Below are 16,376 nucleotides of genomic sequence, written 5' to 3'. Positions count from 1 at the left end.
CATGGGACGGGGGCTGTTGAAGCTGCCGGGCATCCGGCCAGTACTTGTGCTGGCCTCAACGCTGGTACTGTTGCAGGCGATGACGATTATCATGCAGGCCAAATGGCTGGCACAGGCGATTACGGCATTGTTTGAAGGTTCACCCGTAACAGAGCAGTACTCGGTACTGCTGTTGTTCCTGGCCGCTTTTGCCGCCCGCTATGCCCTGTCGTTCTGGTTGCAGCTCATCGCTTCGCGGTACGCGGAGAAGACAGGAAACGATCTGCGCAGACAGATGGTGGAGCAGTGGTTCCGGCTGGGGCCGCGTTTTGCCAAAACGGAAGGAACAGGGCACCTGGTAACCTTGGCACGCGAAGGAACAGCCAAGTATAAGACGTATCTGGAACTGTTTATTCCCCGAATGCTAGGGATGGGGTTCACGCCAATCGTTATTCTGTTCTATGTCTTCAAGCTGGATATGATGTCCGGGGTTATTTTGACGTTGACGCTGCCGATCCTGATTGTGTTTATGATTTTGGTGGGACTGGCTGCACAACGCAAGATCGATGGACAGTTCAAGTCGTACAAAGCGCTGGCCAACCATTTTGTGGATACGCTGCATGGACTGGAAACACTCAAAACACTGGGACAAAGCGGTAAGCATGGAGAAACGATCATTCGGGTCAGTCAGCGTTATCGCAAGGCCACGATGTCTACGTTGCGTATGGCTTTTCTGTCCTCCTTCGCACTCGATTTCTTCACCATGCTGTCGGTGGCTTCGGTGGCGGTTGGCTTGGGGCTGCGCCTGACGGAAGGACATATGCTGCTTGGACCAGCGCTGACCGTACTTATTCTCGCACCGGAATACTTCCTTCCTGTACGAATGGTAGGCGCAGATTACCACGCCACACTGGACGGCAAAGAGGCCGGGGAAGCGATCAGCCAGATGATTGAACGAGGTAAATTGGCCGAACGTAAGCAAAAGGAAGCATACACGAGTGCTGTTATACATGGTGTGTCAGAAAAGAACGGAGAATTCTCTTCGCCTGAGCCTACTTTTGGGCAAGGTGACGTGTCCGCATCCACCATACGGGTGGTTTTACGTGAGGTAAATGCCCGAAGTGGCATGGCTGCTTCCTCATCGAAACCCTCTTGGGAGGCGACGAGTAGACTGGCGCTTACCAACGTACAGGTACGACATCAGGAAGACGGGCCATGCTCGCTGAACGATGTGACATTTCAGGTTTCTGGTCTGGGCAAAGTAGGGATTATCGGAGCGAGCGGAGCAGGGAAATCAACCCTGATTGATGTACTTGCAGGTTTTCAGCAGCTTACTTCGGGTCAGATTTTATATAACGGTCAGCCCTTATCTCCAGAGATGATGGAAGATTGGAGAAAACAAACGGCGGCGATCCCGCAGCATCCAACTATTTTCAGTGGAAGTCTGGTGGATAATGTTCGGTTCTATATGCCCGAGGCTTCGGATGCGGAGGTGGCTGATGCCATTCACGCAGCAGGTCTGCATAAGGTTGCCTCCTCCTTGCCGAATGGGTTGCAGGAGCCGATTGGGGCTGGGGGAAGGCAGCTCAGCGGCGGGCAGGAGCAGCGGGTGGCTTTGGCGAGAGCTCTGCTTAGTGCGCGCCCGATTCTGCTGCTGGATGAGCCGACTGCGCATCTGGATGTGGAGACCGAGTATGAATTGAAACAGACGATGTTACCACTGTTTGAGGGCAAGCTGGTGTTTCTGGCAACACATCGACTGCATTGGATGCCGCATATGGACCGGATTATCGTGATGGATGGCGGTACGGTTGCAGAGACAGGAACACATGAGGAATTGTTGGCCCGACAAGGCGTATATTACCAGATGATTCAGGCCCAGATGGAGGCGGTGTAAGATGAAATCCGGATACGAGCAGACAGAAACAGCCCGAAGCGGGGACAAAAAGAATAGCTGGATCACTCCGTACGTGGCACAGTACCGCTGGAGACTCATAGCAGTCATTGCGTTGGGGATTTGCGCTACGCTATGTGCCGTATTGCTGCTCTTCACCTCCGGGTTTCTGATCTCCAAGTCAGCGCTACGTCCTGAAAATATTTTGATGGTATATGTACCTATCGTGGGTGTTCGTGCATTTGGGATTTTTCGTGCCGTATTCCGGTATGTCGAACGTCTGGCTGGACATGATGCGGTTTTGCGCATACTCGCGGATCAGCGCGTGAAGCTGTATCGGATTTTGGAGCCGCAGGCACTGTTCCTGCGCTCTCACATGCAGACGGGAGACGTACTTGGTGCTCTCGCAGAGGACGTAGAGAGACTGCAGGATATTTATCTGCGTACGGTTTTTCCGGCGTTTACAGCGCTCATGATGTACGGTGGAGCTGTTGTGGCCTTTGGCAGCGTTGATCTGGGATTTGCACTGTGGATAGGGTTGTATATGCTGTTTCTGGTTGCTGTGCTTCCTGTCATTTCCCTCCGAGTGACGTGGAAGTTGCGGGTGCGGCTGAAGCGGGAAAATGCCAAGTTGTACACTCGTCTGACCGATGGTGTGCTTGGCCTCGGGGATTGGATAGCGAGTGGACGAGCTGAAGAATTTATGCGTCGGCAGGATGAGGCTGAAGGTCAGGCAGATATGATTCGACTTCGCTTGCGGCAATGGACGCGCTGGCGTGATCTGGTTGCGCAGTGCGTGATTGGACTAATGGTGGTATCCGTGACCTTATGGGCGGGAAGTGCGGCTTCTGCCGGACAGCTGCCTGCGGTTATGATTGCAGCATTTGTGCTGGTGTTGTTTCCACTCACGGAAGCGCTGCTGCCCGTAGGAGATGCGGTGGAGCATATCCCGCAGTATCGTGAATCGCTGGAACGCTTGCAGCACTTGGAAGGTGGAGAGATTAAACCAGAACAGTCTGGAACCGAAGAAGCGAATGCAGCGGCTGGAGCCAAAGAGGACATGAACTTAGGTGTATCAGGCAGCAATTTGGTAGCTGGACAACAGCGGGGTTCTCTGGAACGTAAGGAAAAAGCTTCGGACCGACGTATCCGCCTGCGCATTCCGCCCAGGCTGCGAGCCGACATTCAGATCGATCAGGTGAGTTATCGTTATACGCCTGATGCTCCGTATGCGGTGCAGGAGGTGTCCCTACATCTTCCTCAGGGTAAACGCTTGGCTGTACTCGGTCGCAGCGGCGGTGGGAAATCAACCCTCATGAAGCTCATTCAGGGAGCGTTACTCCCATCCGCCGGGAATGTATTCATCAATGATCTTCCGGTACAAACGATGGGTGAAAATATAACGGATGTCATTGCGGTGCTGAACCAAAGTCCACATCTATTCGATACTACGGTAGCCAACAATCTGCGGATCGGCCGTCCGAATGCCACAGACGAAGAAATCCAGCGAGTGGCTGCGCAAGTAGGTTTATCCGATCTCATTGAATCTTTGCCGCAGGGTTATCATACCCCGATGCTGGAGACAGGACTTCGTTTCTCTGGTGGAGAAAGACAGCGAATTGCATTAGCCCGGGTGCTTCTTCGCGAAACACCTGTCGTTATTTTCGATGAACCGACGGTAGGACTTGATCCTGTGACGGAACGAGCGCTGATGCGAACCATTCTGGACAGCATGCAGGGCAAAACAATGATCTGGGTCACCCATCACCTGATGGGAGCGGAACGGATGGACGAACTTATTTTTATGGAAAATGGACAGATCACCATGCAGGGTTCTCACGAACAATTGCTGGCCCGGGAAGAGCGTTATCGCCGTCTGCTCGAACTGGATCGACCGGGATGGTCTGATGGGCAGCAACCTGTGGTCCCGCTACCACCTGTAGCCTCCAGATAATAGCGAATATAAGGTGCAGGTGCAGGCAGGGGCGGGTATCGGAAGGGTATGGGGCGTTTGCAGAGGCTTGTGTACGACATGGTAGCTGTTACTCTCTTATAATGTTAGTTCGATTCATCAGCGCATAGCAAAGAGACGAGCCACAGGATCAGTAGGCTCGTCTCTTTTTTCACACCTTTTGTTGAAACGTTTGTTTCTAATATTACATCTCCACCAGCATCAAAATAATGGACGAGAGGCAAAGGCAGGTACTGATAAGATACAGGACGCCAACCACCTGTTTGTGATTCAGGCCAGCACGCAGCAAGCGATAGTGAGCTTGACTTGCATCTGCCTGATAAATGGCTTTGCCTTGAATGAAACGTTTGATGACCACAAAAATGTTGTCGAAGATTGGCACACCGAGCGCCAAAATCGGGATAAAAATAGACAACATGGTCGCTTGTTTGAAAGCACCATCCAGGGCGATGACCGCCAGGATAAAGCCGAGAAACGTAGCCCCTGCATCGCCCATAAACACTTTGGCTGGAGCTTTGTTATATTTCAGATAACCGAGGGTTACACCGACTAGCGTAATGGCCATGAGGGCAGAATCGGTTTGGCCTTTGGTCATTGCAACAATAAACAGAGTAATGGCTGAGATGGCAGACAAACCACCTGCCAGTCCGTCCATGCCGTCCGTGAAGTTAATGACTGTCGTTACACCGAAGATCCACAGGATCGTCAGAATGAATTGCAGCCAGATCGGGAGCATGATGTATTCGGAATTGAAAGGATTTACGAACCCGGTGAACGCAATGCCGGAAGCAAATACGAGCACTGCGGCAGAGACCTGTACGAGCATCTTGGGCAGGGCAGGAAAATCTTTGCCTTTTGTTTTGTACCAGTCATCGACTGTACCAATCGTTAATAGAAGCATTCCGCCGGCGACCAGGGCCGCCGTTTCCCATGAAATTTCTTTCGTAAGAGCAATGTATGTCAGGAAGAATCCAGTAAATATCGCGTAACTTGCCGTCAGTGGGATGGGCTGCCTGTGCAGCTTACGCTCCACATCTTCTCGGGGCTTGTCCACAAAATCCAGCCGATGTGCCAGTCGACCAAGCGGCGGAATAAGCAGAACCACGACAGCAAAAGACAGCATAAAAGCCAGTATGTATACCATAACTTCGCTTGATTCACTCCTATCTACCCATTTCCCCCTATTATACGAGCTAAACAGGAAATCTGTCGATGTCATTATTGTAACCAAAGCTTCTACCCAGATCGTTAGTATGTTCTCCCCTTTGTGAAAAACCAACCACCGGCCACGAACACGATGAAAAGTACAAGATTAAATCCAACACCCTTGAGTAGTGAGCCATTGAATAACAATGCTTCAAAAAAAGAAACAACATGAACGCGTAGCGCAGGAATCGCTGTTCCGGTTGGAATCGCCACAATGATTAGCACCCACAGCAGCCAACCAACAAGGTGGTGGTAGCCGGAGATCAGCATGCTTAGGAGCGCCATCGTCATTAAATAAAAAACGGTTTGATAGAGAAAAGAACCTGCCACGCCAAAGTCATTCCAATGAAACGCTTCTATAAGGTTTATGGTGCTTTTGTGGAGTAGGTTCACTTCGAGTATAGGCCATAAAGAATTAAATAAAGCGAGGGCCACTGCCCACACAGCATAAACGAATTGAAGACCGAAAAAATATTTTTTTCGGCTTGCTCCTAAATGTACGATGCGGTTGTAATAGCTAAGCGGAAGTACGATTGCGAAAATGAGCAAAATAAGCAGCAGCAGGTTGCCATCCGCGATTCCTGTGTTTTGACTGCTGTCTATAAAGAGGCCAACAATGAATTCCGCCAACCTGCCAAGGAGGATTAAAGTAATGACCATCCATATATAAATCCTCATTTGCAAATAGGTCGCCTTTAAATGAACGGTCAATGCACCCAATTTAACGACCTCCTTCGATCAAATACGAAAAAAACTTCTGAAGCGTCAAATTTTCAATAGTTATGTCTAGTTTGCGGGCCTGAAGCCTGTCCTCATCGTTAAATTTTTCGTAGATGGCGGCAAGCTTTCCGTGGCCGTAAGATTCTGTATGTAATACTCGCTTTCCTTTTGTGAACAAAGCTACGGCATCTGAATTTCCACGAATCAAATAAGCTGCCATCCGTATCCGATTCATCTCGTCATGAAGCAGGAGAGAGCCCTCATCAATGATATAGACTCTTTCTGCGATTGGGGCGATTTCATCAATCAAATGCGTAGAAATTAAAATCGTACGAGGATGATTGGCGTAATCCTCCAAAAGCTCCTTGTAAAACCTTTCCCGCATCAATACATCAAGTCCAAGCAACGGTTCGTCAAATAATGTCAACGACGATCGGCTAGACAGACCGATGATGTTTCCTACGAGTGATTCTGTGCCTCTTGAGAGTTGTTTGATTTTTCTGTTGGGATCAAGCTCAAACGTTTGAAGAAGCTTATGAGCAAACGTCCAGTCCCAATTGGGATAGAAATTTGCAGCGAACTGCAAAATCTCAATCAATCTAGCTCCGCCAAATAGCTTGTTATTCTCCCGTACGAAACAGCAATCTTCTGGTAGGGCTCCTTTACCCAACTTTTCACCTCTTATCTCAATGGTGCCGTCATTCGCGAAGAGTCCACCTGCTATGATGTTTAGCAAGGTAGTTTTGCCTGCGCCGTTTCGTCCGAGCAAGCCATAAATAACGTTTTCCTCGAGCTGTATATCCAGATCCCGTAATGCGTAGGTTCGACCATATTTCTTATTCAATTTGTCGCAACTCACCAAGATGCTCACAATGAATTCATTCCTTCCTTAATTGTTTAATCATCTCAATGATATCCTCGGTTGCCAGTTCAAGTTTGTCAGCTTCACAAATGAGATTGGACAGCAATTCCTTATAAAAACGATTTCTTCGCTTATTCTTAATCTTTTGTTTGGCATCAGACGAGACATACATGCCAAGCCCTCTTTTTTTATACAATATTTCTTCATTTACGAGCAGGCCAACTCCCTTCACAACAGTCGCTGGATTGATTTGAAAGAGCTGAGAAAACTGAGCAACGGAAAGAATTTGCTCGTCCTCTCGGTAAGTTCCGTTGAGAATATCGTCCTCAATGATATCTGCTACTTGTTGAAAAATTGGCTGCTTTTCGTCGAAAGTGACGCTCATTACCTCACCACTCAGCATTGTAGTTTGTTACACATCTAGCAGGAAAACATAACTTATATGCGAAAATTTGTCAATAAACAATTAGGTAGGAGTAGATGATGATTTTTTTTACACGGAGTCCAGTTATTGACAATTTGTTGCGGTGGAATTATAGTATGCTACATGAGTGACATACTCATACACTAACATACTTACATAAATAAAAATATACTTGCCAAAGGGAGCACCAGAAGTATGACAAATAGATAACGGGGAGAGAAGAATTTATGAAAACATTAATCGAATTTAAAAGCGTAACGAAAGAATACAAAATTGGTGAAGTGCCGATCAAAGCGCTGAACGGTGTTGACTTTACCATTAACGAGGGTGAATTCGTTGTTGTTCTAGGTGCAAGCGGAGCCGGTAAAAGCACGATTCTCAATATACTTGGTGGCATGGATACAGCAACCTCGGGTAAAGTGACTGTTGGCGATAAGGATATTACTAGCTTCAACGAAAAGAAGCTTACGGGATATCGCGCCGAGAAGGTAGGTTTTGTCTTTCAATTCTATAACTTAATCCCCAATTTGAATGCCTTAGAGAACGTTGAATTCGCCACTGAAGTATGCAAAGACCATTTGGATGCCAAAGAGATATTAAATAAAGTCGGCTTGAAGAATCGGATAAAAAACTTCCCGTCTCAGCTCTCCGGAGGAGAACAGCAGCGAGTTGCAATAGCACGTGCTGTTGCAAAGAACCCTCTGCTATTGCTATGCGATGAGCCCACTGGTGCGTTGGATTATGTAACTGGCAAGTCGGTTTTGAAGCTGCTTCAGGATTTGAATACGGAAACGAAAAAATGTGTTGTGCTGGTCACGCATAACTCTGCGATTGTGCCGATGGCGGATAAAATCATTCGGGTGAAAAGCGGAAAAATTGAAAGCGTAACGGTCAATGAGCATAAACAAAGCGTTGAAGGGATTGAGTGGTGATGAAATTATTCAAAAAATTGATAAGGGATATCAAGCAATCCATCGGTCAATTTCTGGCCTTTGTGTTGGTTATCACCATAGGGGCTTTTTTCTATACGGGGCTGGTTACGTTAAGTAATAACCTTAGCTCTTATTCGAAGGATTACTTTCAAACACATAATTTAAGTGACTTAAACGTTTACTACGACCAAGTATCCAAGCAGGATATGTCGAAGTTGAGTGAAATTGAAGGGATAAAGAAGGTTGAAGGACGGTACACCTTTGATGCGACGCAATCGTTTGGCGATACGAAAGCGACCTTAAAGATCCACTCGATCCCCGAAATCAATAGCATTAATACGCCTACTATAATTGAGGGCAACATTCCGTCTCGCCAGGATCAAATCTTGCTTGATTCCCATTACGCCAAGGAGCACCAGTACAGAGTCGGGGATCAAATGAAGTTAAGCGTCAATAACGAGAATGTGGTATTCACCATTAGCGGCTTGGGCGAAAATGTGGAATATGCCAAAAAGAACGAAACCCAGGATCATAAAACTTCGGGATTTGCATATATGGCTGAAGCGGGAATTCCTCGAATCGCAGGTAACCTTTATTATAATGAGGTTTTGATTGACGCTGAAGAAGGGTACGATATAGACCGATTAGGCCAAAATGTTGAAGCGCAGTCTCAACAACTTTCTTATGTAAGTCAAATAAGTAAAGAGCGAACATTCAATTACTCGCAGCTTCAACAAACAGTCTATAACAATAAATTGATGAGCAAGGTTATTCCGCTGGTTCTCTTTATCATCGAAGCGATCATTCTCTTCCTAACCATGTCTCGAATCATCGATTCGCAAAGGAACCAGGTAGGAATTATGAAGGCATTAGGCGTGAAGAACAGCAGCATTATGCTCCATTACATGGGGTTCCCGATACTTGTCGGTATCATAGGTTCCATTCTTGGTTGTATCATTTCGGCAATCATATTTGTTCCAATGATTGAGGCTTCAAATGCTAGATCCTACTCGTTGCCGAACATAACATTCTCCTTATCCCCCTTCTCGATCATTATGCCTATCCTATTCTCGAGTGCATTCGGCATGCTGGCTTGTTATTTGAGCGGCATAGGTATTCTGCGAGAACACGCAGCACAGGCTATGAGGCCTAAACCGCCAAGGAAGATGAAAAAATTGCTTATTGAACGGCTTCCGAAAGTGTGGGGACGTATTTCCTATAGCAATAAACTTATTTTGAGAAACATCTTTCTTAACAAGCAAAAGGCAATAGCAAGCTCCGTAGGTGTTGTGGTGAGCACAGTGTTGTTAATCACTGCGTTCGGTACTCAAACGTCCTTACAAAGGGTCGCCGACCAGATCGAAGAAGTGAATACTTATGATCTGAAGGTCGAATTTGGGAAAGGGGCAGAGCTAGAAAAGATGGAGTTACCCACCGGGATTAAAAGCAGCTATGTTCAATCAACCTTTCCTGTGGAGTTTACCAAGGGCGATGAACATGAGAATGCCACGTTGACCGTTACGGAGAAGGACAATACTCTTATCCAATTTTTCGACGAAAAAGATAATCCCATGACACTCATGGACAATGGTGTGCTGATACCCAAATCGTATGCAAATCAATATAAAGTTGCGATAGGGGACACGATTCAAATTCGATTTACCGATCCGTCGTTTGAAAATAAAACGGTCGATATGAAGGTTGCACAAATATCCAATCAGTATTCCAATCCATCTTTCTTTTGTTCGATAGCGTATCTGAATAGTTTTGACATCGACTATAAGCCAACATCGATTCTAGTAAAAGCCAACGATGCCGCAGAGCTTCCCAACGTTCGACAGTTTTTTGAACAAGATAACCAGGTAGATACAATCGCGGATAAAGATGATTTGAAAAAGTCCGCACAATTTATTATGAAGCAAAATAGTTTTATCTTCATTATGTTTATCATTAGTGCTGTTATTCTTTCGTTTGGCGCCATCTACACCATATCCTCCATCAACATTTACGAAAGGAATCGTGAGCTGGCTACTCTTAAGGTACTGGGTTATCAAAAATATAAAATAAATCGACTTATCTTTTCCGAGAATATGATACTCACCACCTTTGCGGTCATTATAGCTCTGCCGATCAGTGTATACATGTATTCGATTATTATTGAGGCGTTGTCGAGTACCCATCAACAAATCCCAGATCAAATAAATATTTTGGTTATGCTGGTATCAATCATGATTGCATTTTTACTTACAACGCTCTCTAACTTGATGCTTCAGAGAAAGGTCTCTCGAATTAATATGATTGAATCGTTAAAAAGTTTAGAATAAATCGGGCAATAAAGAGTGAATTATTTCCAATTATATAAAAACGACAAGTGTGATTGATTCCACACATAGTAAGTTGTCCTTCAAATATGTCTTGATTCTTGATGCCTATCGGAAAATTATCGGTCAGTTTTCAGTAAAACACTGCAAGCCTTCGAGCTACAGTGTTTTTACTATATCCACCTAAGTATTTGTTTGTCATTCATATAACCAGGTTTAAGCAGACCTAGGGCTGGTTAAGGTCTTAGAGTTTCTGGGGCAGATAGGAGCCAAAGATGGAAATTGCCGCATCTGCGCTATAACCGTCATCGCCCTGCCAGGTTGCGGCAAAGTGGAAGTCGCTGTACCCACCTCGGCTTTTCCGTGGCGTATCCTGCGGCTCAAGAAGACCGGATGCACCCCAGATTTCGAGGATGGCGTCGCGTTCCTGTTTGCTCGAAGGAAACAAGCCTTTCCACCGTTTTTCTAGCCCGCGTGCGCTCTCATGAGGCTCGCAGGTCTGCGCTGCTTCAAGCATGCTCACAAGTATTGCGATGTCTGCGTCAGTGACTTCATAGGTGGCTTCCTTGCTAGCCAGCAGTAGCTCCAGATCCATCAGGCAGTATAACAGGTTATTATGGCGGACCCCGCCCCATTTCACCCGTTCAAAGTTCAATACGTTCAGATCGACGTCCGTGTACGTCTTGTCCGATTGCAGGTGAAGGAAGTTGCAATCCCCGCAGGAGCTGGTGTTGGCATGCAGTGCACGGCGTTCCTCGTAGGTATGTAAAGGCAGTTGTGATGTTAGAGCCCAGCTGGAAAGCGCGCTCCGCAGATATACTTTTTTGGTAGACAAACTGTGTAAAAATGCCGATACTACCCGTCGCTTGATGGAGTTGTCCTGATGAATCTCATGCAAACGTGCGACAATCTCATCATGGGTAATGGTTAGCGGATCGAACATAACGCCTTTGCTTTTGGCATATTCAAAGTCATCCCCCGAGAAGGGAAGAGATGCTGTTTTCCAGCCGCCGCTTCCCCAGAAGGTGCCCAGCAGAATTTTTGCCGCTTTTTTATCCAAGAAATCATCCTCCTCTATGCAATCCATAAGATGATGTATCGCATGATTCAAGCTTCGTTTTCCTTAATGTACATATTCCTCGGTTGTATTCAGAATCAGTTCAACGAGACCGGGGAAACGGGTGCTCAAGTCTTCCTTTCGCAGAGAATAAAAGTGCTGTTTACCTTCAATGCGAGGCCGGATAAGGCCTGCTTCACGTAAGATTTTGATGTGATGAGACAACGTTGACTTGGAAATATGGTCTACTTCGAAGGCGGAACAGTTTTTCTCGCCAGAGCTGGCCAGACAGTGTGCAATTTTCATCCGTACTGGATCGCCCAGTGCGTTGCAGACCGCGGTCAAATTCAATTCCGAAGCCATAGGTATCGTGGGAGTTTTCATATCTATGACGGTAGCATATTCGACAATCTCTTTCAATGTTTGATTTTTTTCGAACTGAGGGTTGTTCTGGGGACGGAAAGTGTGGTACATTTCATCTCAGTTAGTTTGAAATTTTTCGAAGTGAAATCCAAATCGGCTTATACATCTCAGGAGGAATACTCATGACTACCTTGTTAAACAACTATTTCCGTTTATTTGACGCTTCCCGTACAGACGAACGTGCGATGCAGGATCTGTTGTCCCTGTTTACACCGGATGCCGAGATTGTGCTGAACGGCACCAGCAGAACAGGATTCGATGGTTTTATGAAGGCTTTCTATGAATACAATAGCGATGTGAAACACATGTGGGACGAGTGGAAGCTTCAACCGGATGGCAGCTATCAAACAAACTGGGCGGTATGCGGACAAGCGGCGGACGGAACCGTATATGCCAAAACAGGCATCGATATCGCTCGTGTGAACGAGGCGGGGCAGATTGTATATTTGGAAAATGTGCAGGCAGACAAGGATGCATTCAGTAAATATAACCAGTAATTCGCAGGTAACCTGAAGAGAACCTGTAACTTCACAGCAGCTCCATGCTGTGGAGTTTTGTTATGCCCATATATATTAATCATTATTTTTTTTCAGCATGCTGATTGCACTATTTTGCTTAAACATGCTCATCGGCACGTTATGAAGTGTGAAGGGAGCGAAGGAGTAACGTGGATCATTCTTGATTATACGTTGTGGAAAAAAGTCTGCATGAAAAAGGCCGTCCCCCATTGCACCAGGGGGACGGCCCTCATGAATGTTCATCTGACCGGTCATCGGGATGTCATATGTTATTACGAACCGGGCACAGCCCCCCAGCGGCCATTCTAGAATGGATAGGGTGGACGGCTGCTTCCAACGAACCTCACACACGCTATTGGAGGGTATTCGGCATAATCAAATTTTTAACGAATCTCAGGCAGGCTATTGCCCTGTATTTTCAAATTATAGGCAGATATATGCTTCAATCAGCTGATATAAAGTGGCTGAAGTTCGTTAGAATACTAAATCAAGCAATAAACCTCTAATAAGGTGTACACGGTTCGTTAGAGTATGGCGTTTGGAAGAAGGAAGGCGCGGTCTGTGATGAACCCACCCACTTGCCCACTCACTCACGGCCCAATGCCGCTCACTTCTGCATCGTTTTATTCTGAAAAGCAGCGATATCGGCATACTCCTCTTCAAACTTGCGGGAGATGCGGATGAAGATCGGCAGCAGTTCGCGATAGATGCGAACGCTATCCGGGTCTGGCTGATGCCGATGCGTCGATCCAATCATGCCGGAGACGGCACTGAGGGAATCGATGCGGCCAAGGGCATATAGCCCCAACACAGCTGCCCCGAGGCAGGAGCTCTCGATACTTTCGGGAATGATAACATCCTGATCGAAAATATCAGCCATCATCTGCCGCCATAGCTCGGAACGGGCGAAGCCGCCCGTAGCCTGAATTTTTTTGGGGCGCCCGATTTTCTCTTCAATTGCCAGCATGACGGTATACAGGTTAAACAAGACACCCTCAAGAGCAGCGCGAATCATATGCTCCTTCTTGTGATGCAGCGTCAGGCCAAAAAATGAGCCGCGTGCATTCGGATTCCATAGTGGAGCCCGCTCACCGGTCATGTACGGATGGAACAGCAGGCCTTCCGAGCCTGGGGGTACATTTTCGGCGACACGGGTCAATACTTCATACGGATCAATCCCGAGTCGTTTCGCTGTTTCTACCTCGGACGCTGCAAATTCATCCCGTATCCAGCGGAAAATGACTCCGCCATTGTTGACTGGACCGCCAATTACCCACACATCCTCAGTGAGCGCATAACAGAAGAAACGCCCTTTCGGATCGGTGACTGGCTTGTCCACGACGGTACGAATCGCTCCGCTGGTTCCGATAGTGACGGCCACGACGCCTGGATCAATGGCATTTACGCCCAGATTGGAGAGCACGCCGTCACTTGCCCCGATGACAAATGGCGTCGTATCCGCAATACCCATTTCCTTGGCATACTCAGGATTCAAACCTTTCTTGAGGACATGTGTCGTCGGCACAAGGCGGGACAAATGATCCGGGGTGATGCCTGCGACATGTAGAGCTTCCTCGTCCCAGTCGAGCTTTTCGAGATTCATCATTCCCGTGGCAGAGGCCATGGAGTGGTCAATCACATACTCGGAGAATAATTTATAAAATACGTATTCTTTCATGGAAATAAATTTGTGCGTCTGTTTGAACAGTTCCGGTTGATCTCTGGTTAGCCACATGATTTTGGTCAGAGGTGACATCGGATGAATCGGTGTACCGGTTCTCAAATAGATTTCGTGACCGTTCATTTCGGTTTTGAGCGCTTCCGTCCACTCGGCACTGCGATTGTCTGCCCAAGTCATTGCCCGCATCAGCGGTTTGCCGTGTTCATCCACAGGCAGAATGCTGTGCATGGCTGAACTGAACGACACAAACAGGATTTCATCCGGTTTGATGCCCGCCTTGGAGGTCGCTTGTTTAACCGATTCAACTACCGCTTTGAAAATATCTTCCGCATCCTGCTCTGCAATCGCAGGGGTAGGGGTATACAGCGGGTAATCGGCACCGCCTTGTGCCACGATGGTTCCGTTCTCTTCAAACAGGACGGCCTTCGTGGAGGTGGTGCCGATGTCTACGCCGATCATATAGGGTGAAGAAGCCATTTTGTCATCCCTCTTTCTTGAATATATAAGTGAAATGAATGCTGTTACACGTTACACTCCGGGTACAGAAAGCTTCCGTCAACGTGTCGCTTGTCGCTATTCATCCAACTTATATGGCATCTGGTATTTTATCTATAGATAAGAATATCAGACTTGAGGGATGGATCAAAATGCGGCTATCCTTAATCCTTCACAGCTCCTGCGGCAATATCGGAGATAAACTGGCGGCTGATGAACAGGAACATGACGATCAACGGAATAACAGCCAGCAGTGTACCCGCGATAACCATCGCATAATCCGTATTGTACAGTCCGTTTAATTGAGACAGCGCAATCTGCAGCGTATACTTTCGCGCATCCGTCAGGACGATCAGGGGCCAGAGATAATCATTCCATACGCCAATAAACGTGAACGCACCGAGGAAGGCAAATGCAGGCCGCAGAATAGGCAACGCCACGTTCCAATAGAGCCGGAAAAAATTACAACCATCGATTCGTCCGGCATCCAGCAGGTCATTCGGAATGGACTCCGTGGCATATTGGCGAATCCAGAAGATGCCGAAGGCGTTCACCATGCCCGGAATAATGAGGGCTTTGAAGGAGCCGACCCAACCGAATGTCGCCATGAGCACGAAGGAAGGTACCAGCGACAGCTGGGAAGGCACCATCATGGTGGCGAGCAGCAGGACGAAGAGCCATTTTTTACCCGGAAATTCAAACTTCGCAAACGCAAACCCCGCCAATGAGTCAAAAAACAGCACCAGTACCGTCACCAGGCCCGACACAAACAACGTATTCATGAATGCGCCCCAGAAGTCAATCTGCTGAAGCACCCGACTGATATTGTTCCACAGTTCGCCCCCGAACCAGAGCTGAGGCGGGAATTTATAGATGTCGGACGTCGTCCGGGTAGACATGACAATCAGCCAATAGAACGGGAACATGGAAATGAGCATGCCCCCGATAAGACCGATATACAACACCAGCGATTTGAGAGATTTGGACGTCATGAGTGCTCCCCCCTTGTCACATCAGGATGACTTGCCTTGAACAAGCTTCCAGTTCACAATCGAGAACAGGGCGATAATGAGGAACATGCCCCAACCAACCGCAGCACCGTACCCAAAGTAGTTATTAATGAAAGATTCGCGGTAAAGGTACAATACAATGGTCATCCCGGCTGCACCTGCGCCGCCATCGTTACCTACGAGAATTTGTGGCTCGGTGAATAGCTGCATGCCGCCGATTGTTGATGTGATCACAGTGAACAGAATGACGGGACGCAGCATCGGAATCGTAATTCGGAAAAAAGACTGTATCCCGGATGCGCCGTCAATTTTGGCTGCCTCGTACAATGTCTGCGGGATGCTCTGAAGTCCGGCCAGATAGATGACTGCGTTGTATCCTGTCCAGCGCCAGACCACCATGGAGGAGATTGCCACTTTGATGCCCCACGGTGCATTCAGCCATTCCACCACGGGAAGTCCGACGGACTGTAGCAGATAGTTGAGGAAGCCATAGTTGTTGGCAAACAGGGCACCGAAGATAATGGCGACGGCCACGATGGACGTCACGTTCGGCAGGAAATACCCCACCCGAAACAGCGTACGGAACTTCACAAAAGGTGCATGCAGCAGAAACGCAATGATTAGGGCGAAGAACAACATGGGGATGGTGGAATAAACCCAGATCATGAACGTGTTGCCCACCGCTTGCCAGAATTCAGCGTCAGTCAGCATATATTTAAAGTTATTTAGTCCGTTATAGGTCATCACACCAATGCCATCCCATTTGTGGAAGGCCAGATATAAGGAAAAACCGATGGGAAACAGTCCAAACACGGCAAACAGAATATAAAACGGGGAGATCGCCACATAGAGTGCACGATGTTCCCACATCCGGGACAAGAG

At 47.5% G+C, this 16,376-nt stretch carries 14 protein-coding genes; 5 read left to right on the top strand and 9 right to left on the bottom strand.

Translation table 11 applies throughout. The annotated features are described in order from the left end of the window. Position 1: 1 nt before the first annotated feature. Positions 2-1,876, top strand: coding sequence for a thiol reductant ABC exporter subunit CydD (gene cydD, locus MKY42_RS30825; protein WP_339847208.1), 1,875 nt, complete (start codon positions 2-4; stop codon positions 1,874-1,876). A 1-nt stretch (position 1,877) separates the two neighbouring features. Next, a complete protein-coding gene (gene cydC / locus MKY42_RS30820) occupies positions 1,878-3,827 on the top strand; it encodes a thiol reductant ABC exporter subunit CydC (RefSeq protein ID WP_339847206.1) in 1,950 nt (649 codons plus the stop codon). A 202-nt stretch (positions 3,828-4,029) separates the two neighbouring features. Here the strand turns inward: cydC and MKY42_RS30815 are convergent, their stop codons facing one another. The 4 genes from MKY42_RS30815 to MKY42_RS30800 all read right to left on the bottom strand — a co-directional run bounded on the left by MKY42_RS30815 (position 4,030) and on the right by MKY42_RS30800 (position 7,036). After that, the gene (locus tag MKY42_RS30815; protein ID WP_090903258.1) at positions 4,030-4,989 is read right to left on the bottom strand and encodes an MraY family glycosyltransferase; all 960 of its coding nucleotides are present in this window, start codon (positions 4,987-4,989) and stop codon (positions 4,030-4,032) included. Positions 4,990-5,093: 104 nt separating this feature from the next. Then, a complete protein-coding gene (locus tag MKY42_RS30810; RefSeq protein WP_339847203.1) occupies positions 5,094-5,771 on the bottom strand; it encodes a hypothetical protein in 678 nt (225 codons plus the stop codon). A gap of 1 nt (position 5,772) precedes the next feature. Continuing rightward, positions 5,773-6,630 (bottom strand): ABC transporter ATP-binding protein, encoded by an 858-nt coding sequence (locus tag MKY42_RS30805; RefSeq protein WP_339847200.1) that lies wholly within the window; start codon positions 6,628-6,630, stop codon positions 5,773-5,775. 19 nt (positions 6,631-6,649) lie between these two features. Further along, the gene (locus MKY42_RS30800) at positions 6,650-7,036 is read right to left on the bottom strand and encodes a GntR family transcriptional regulator (protein ID WP_339847196.1); all 387 of its coding nucleotides are present in this window, start codon (positions 7,034-7,036) and stop codon (positions 6,650-6,652) included. A 248-nt stretch (positions 7,037-7,284) separates the two neighbouring features. Here MKY42_RS30800 and MKY42_RS30795 point away from each other — a divergent pair, with 248 nt between their 5' ends. Then, positions 7,285-7,989, top strand: coding sequence for an ABC transporter ATP-binding protein (locus MKY42_RS30795; RefSeq protein ID WP_179262577.1), 705 nt, complete (start codon positions 7,285-7,287; stop codon positions 7,987-7,989). Next, the gene (locus MKY42_RS30790) at positions 7,989-10,313 is read left to right on the top strand and encodes an FtsX-like permease family protein (RefSeq protein WP_339847191.1); all 2,325 of its coding nucleotides are present in this window, start codon (positions 7,989-7,991) and stop codon (positions 10,311-10,313) included. Before MKY42_RS30795 ends, MKY42_RS30790 begins: the two co-directional genes overlap by 1 nt. A 241-nt stretch (positions 10,314-10,554) precedes the next feature. Here the strand turns inward: MKY42_RS30790 and MKY42_RS30785 are convergent, their stop codons facing one another. Both MKY42_RS30785 and MKY42_RS30780 read right to left on the bottom strand, forming a co-directional pair. Beyond that, a complete protein-coding gene (locus MKY42_RS30785; protein WP_090903271.1) occupies positions 10,555-11,370 on the bottom strand; it encodes a hypothetical protein in 816 nt (271 codons plus the stop codon). Positions 11,371-11,433: 63 nt separating this feature from the next. Next, positions 11,434-11,751, bottom strand: coding sequence for a metalloregulator ArsR/SmtB family transcription factor (locus MKY42_RS30780; RefSeq protein WP_256222296.1), 318 nt, complete (start codon positions 11,749-11,751; stop codon positions 11,434-11,436). A gap of 161 nt (positions 11,752-11,912) precedes the next feature. On the opposite strand from MKY42_RS30780, the gene MKY42_RS30775 reads away from it, so the two are divergent. Further along, positions 11,913-12,287 carry a polyketide cyclase gene (locus MKY42_RS30775; protein ID WP_090903272.1) on the top strand — a complete coding sequence of 125 codons (375 nt, stop codon included), beginning with the start codon at positions 11,913-11,915 and terminating at the stop codon, positions 12,285-12,287. A 628-nt stretch (positions 12,288-12,915) separates the two neighbouring features. On the opposite strand, the gene gntK is transcribed toward MKY42_RS30775, so the two are convergent. The 3 genes from gntK to MKY42_RS30760 all read right to left on the bottom strand — a co-directional run bounded on the left by gntK (position 12,916) and on the right by MKY42_RS30760 (position 16,364). Continuing rightward, positions 12,916-14,466 carry a gluconokinase gene (gntK, locus tag MKY42_RS30770; RefSeq protein ID WP_339847185.1) on the bottom strand — a complete coding sequence of 517 codons (1,551 nt, stop codon included), beginning with the start codon at positions 14,464-14,466 and terminating at the stop codon, positions 12,916-12,918. Between the two features lie 182 nt (positions 14,467-14,648). Beyond that, entirely contained in the window at positions 14,649-15,476 is an 828-nt protein-coding gene (locus MKY42_RS30765) for a carbohydrate ABC transporter permease (protein WP_072733733.1), read from the bottom strand. A gap of 21 nt (positions 15,477-15,497) precedes the next feature. Continuing rightward, the gene (locus tag MKY42_RS30760; RefSeq protein ID WP_090903630.1) at positions 15,498-16,364 is read right to left on the bottom strand and encodes a sugar ABC transporter permease; all 867 of its coding nucleotides are present in this window, start codon (positions 16,362-16,364) and stop codon (positions 15,498-15,500) included. Positions 16,365-16,376 lie beyond the last annotated feature (12 nt).

This window comes from Paenibacillus sp. FSL W7-1088 (assembly GCF_037969855.1).
Lineage (GTDB): Bacteria > Bacillota > Bacilli > Paenibacillales > Paenibacillaceae > Paenibacillus.
Note: the sequence above shows the minus strand (reverse complement) of the source record. Positions and strands in the feature narration are given on the sequence as shown.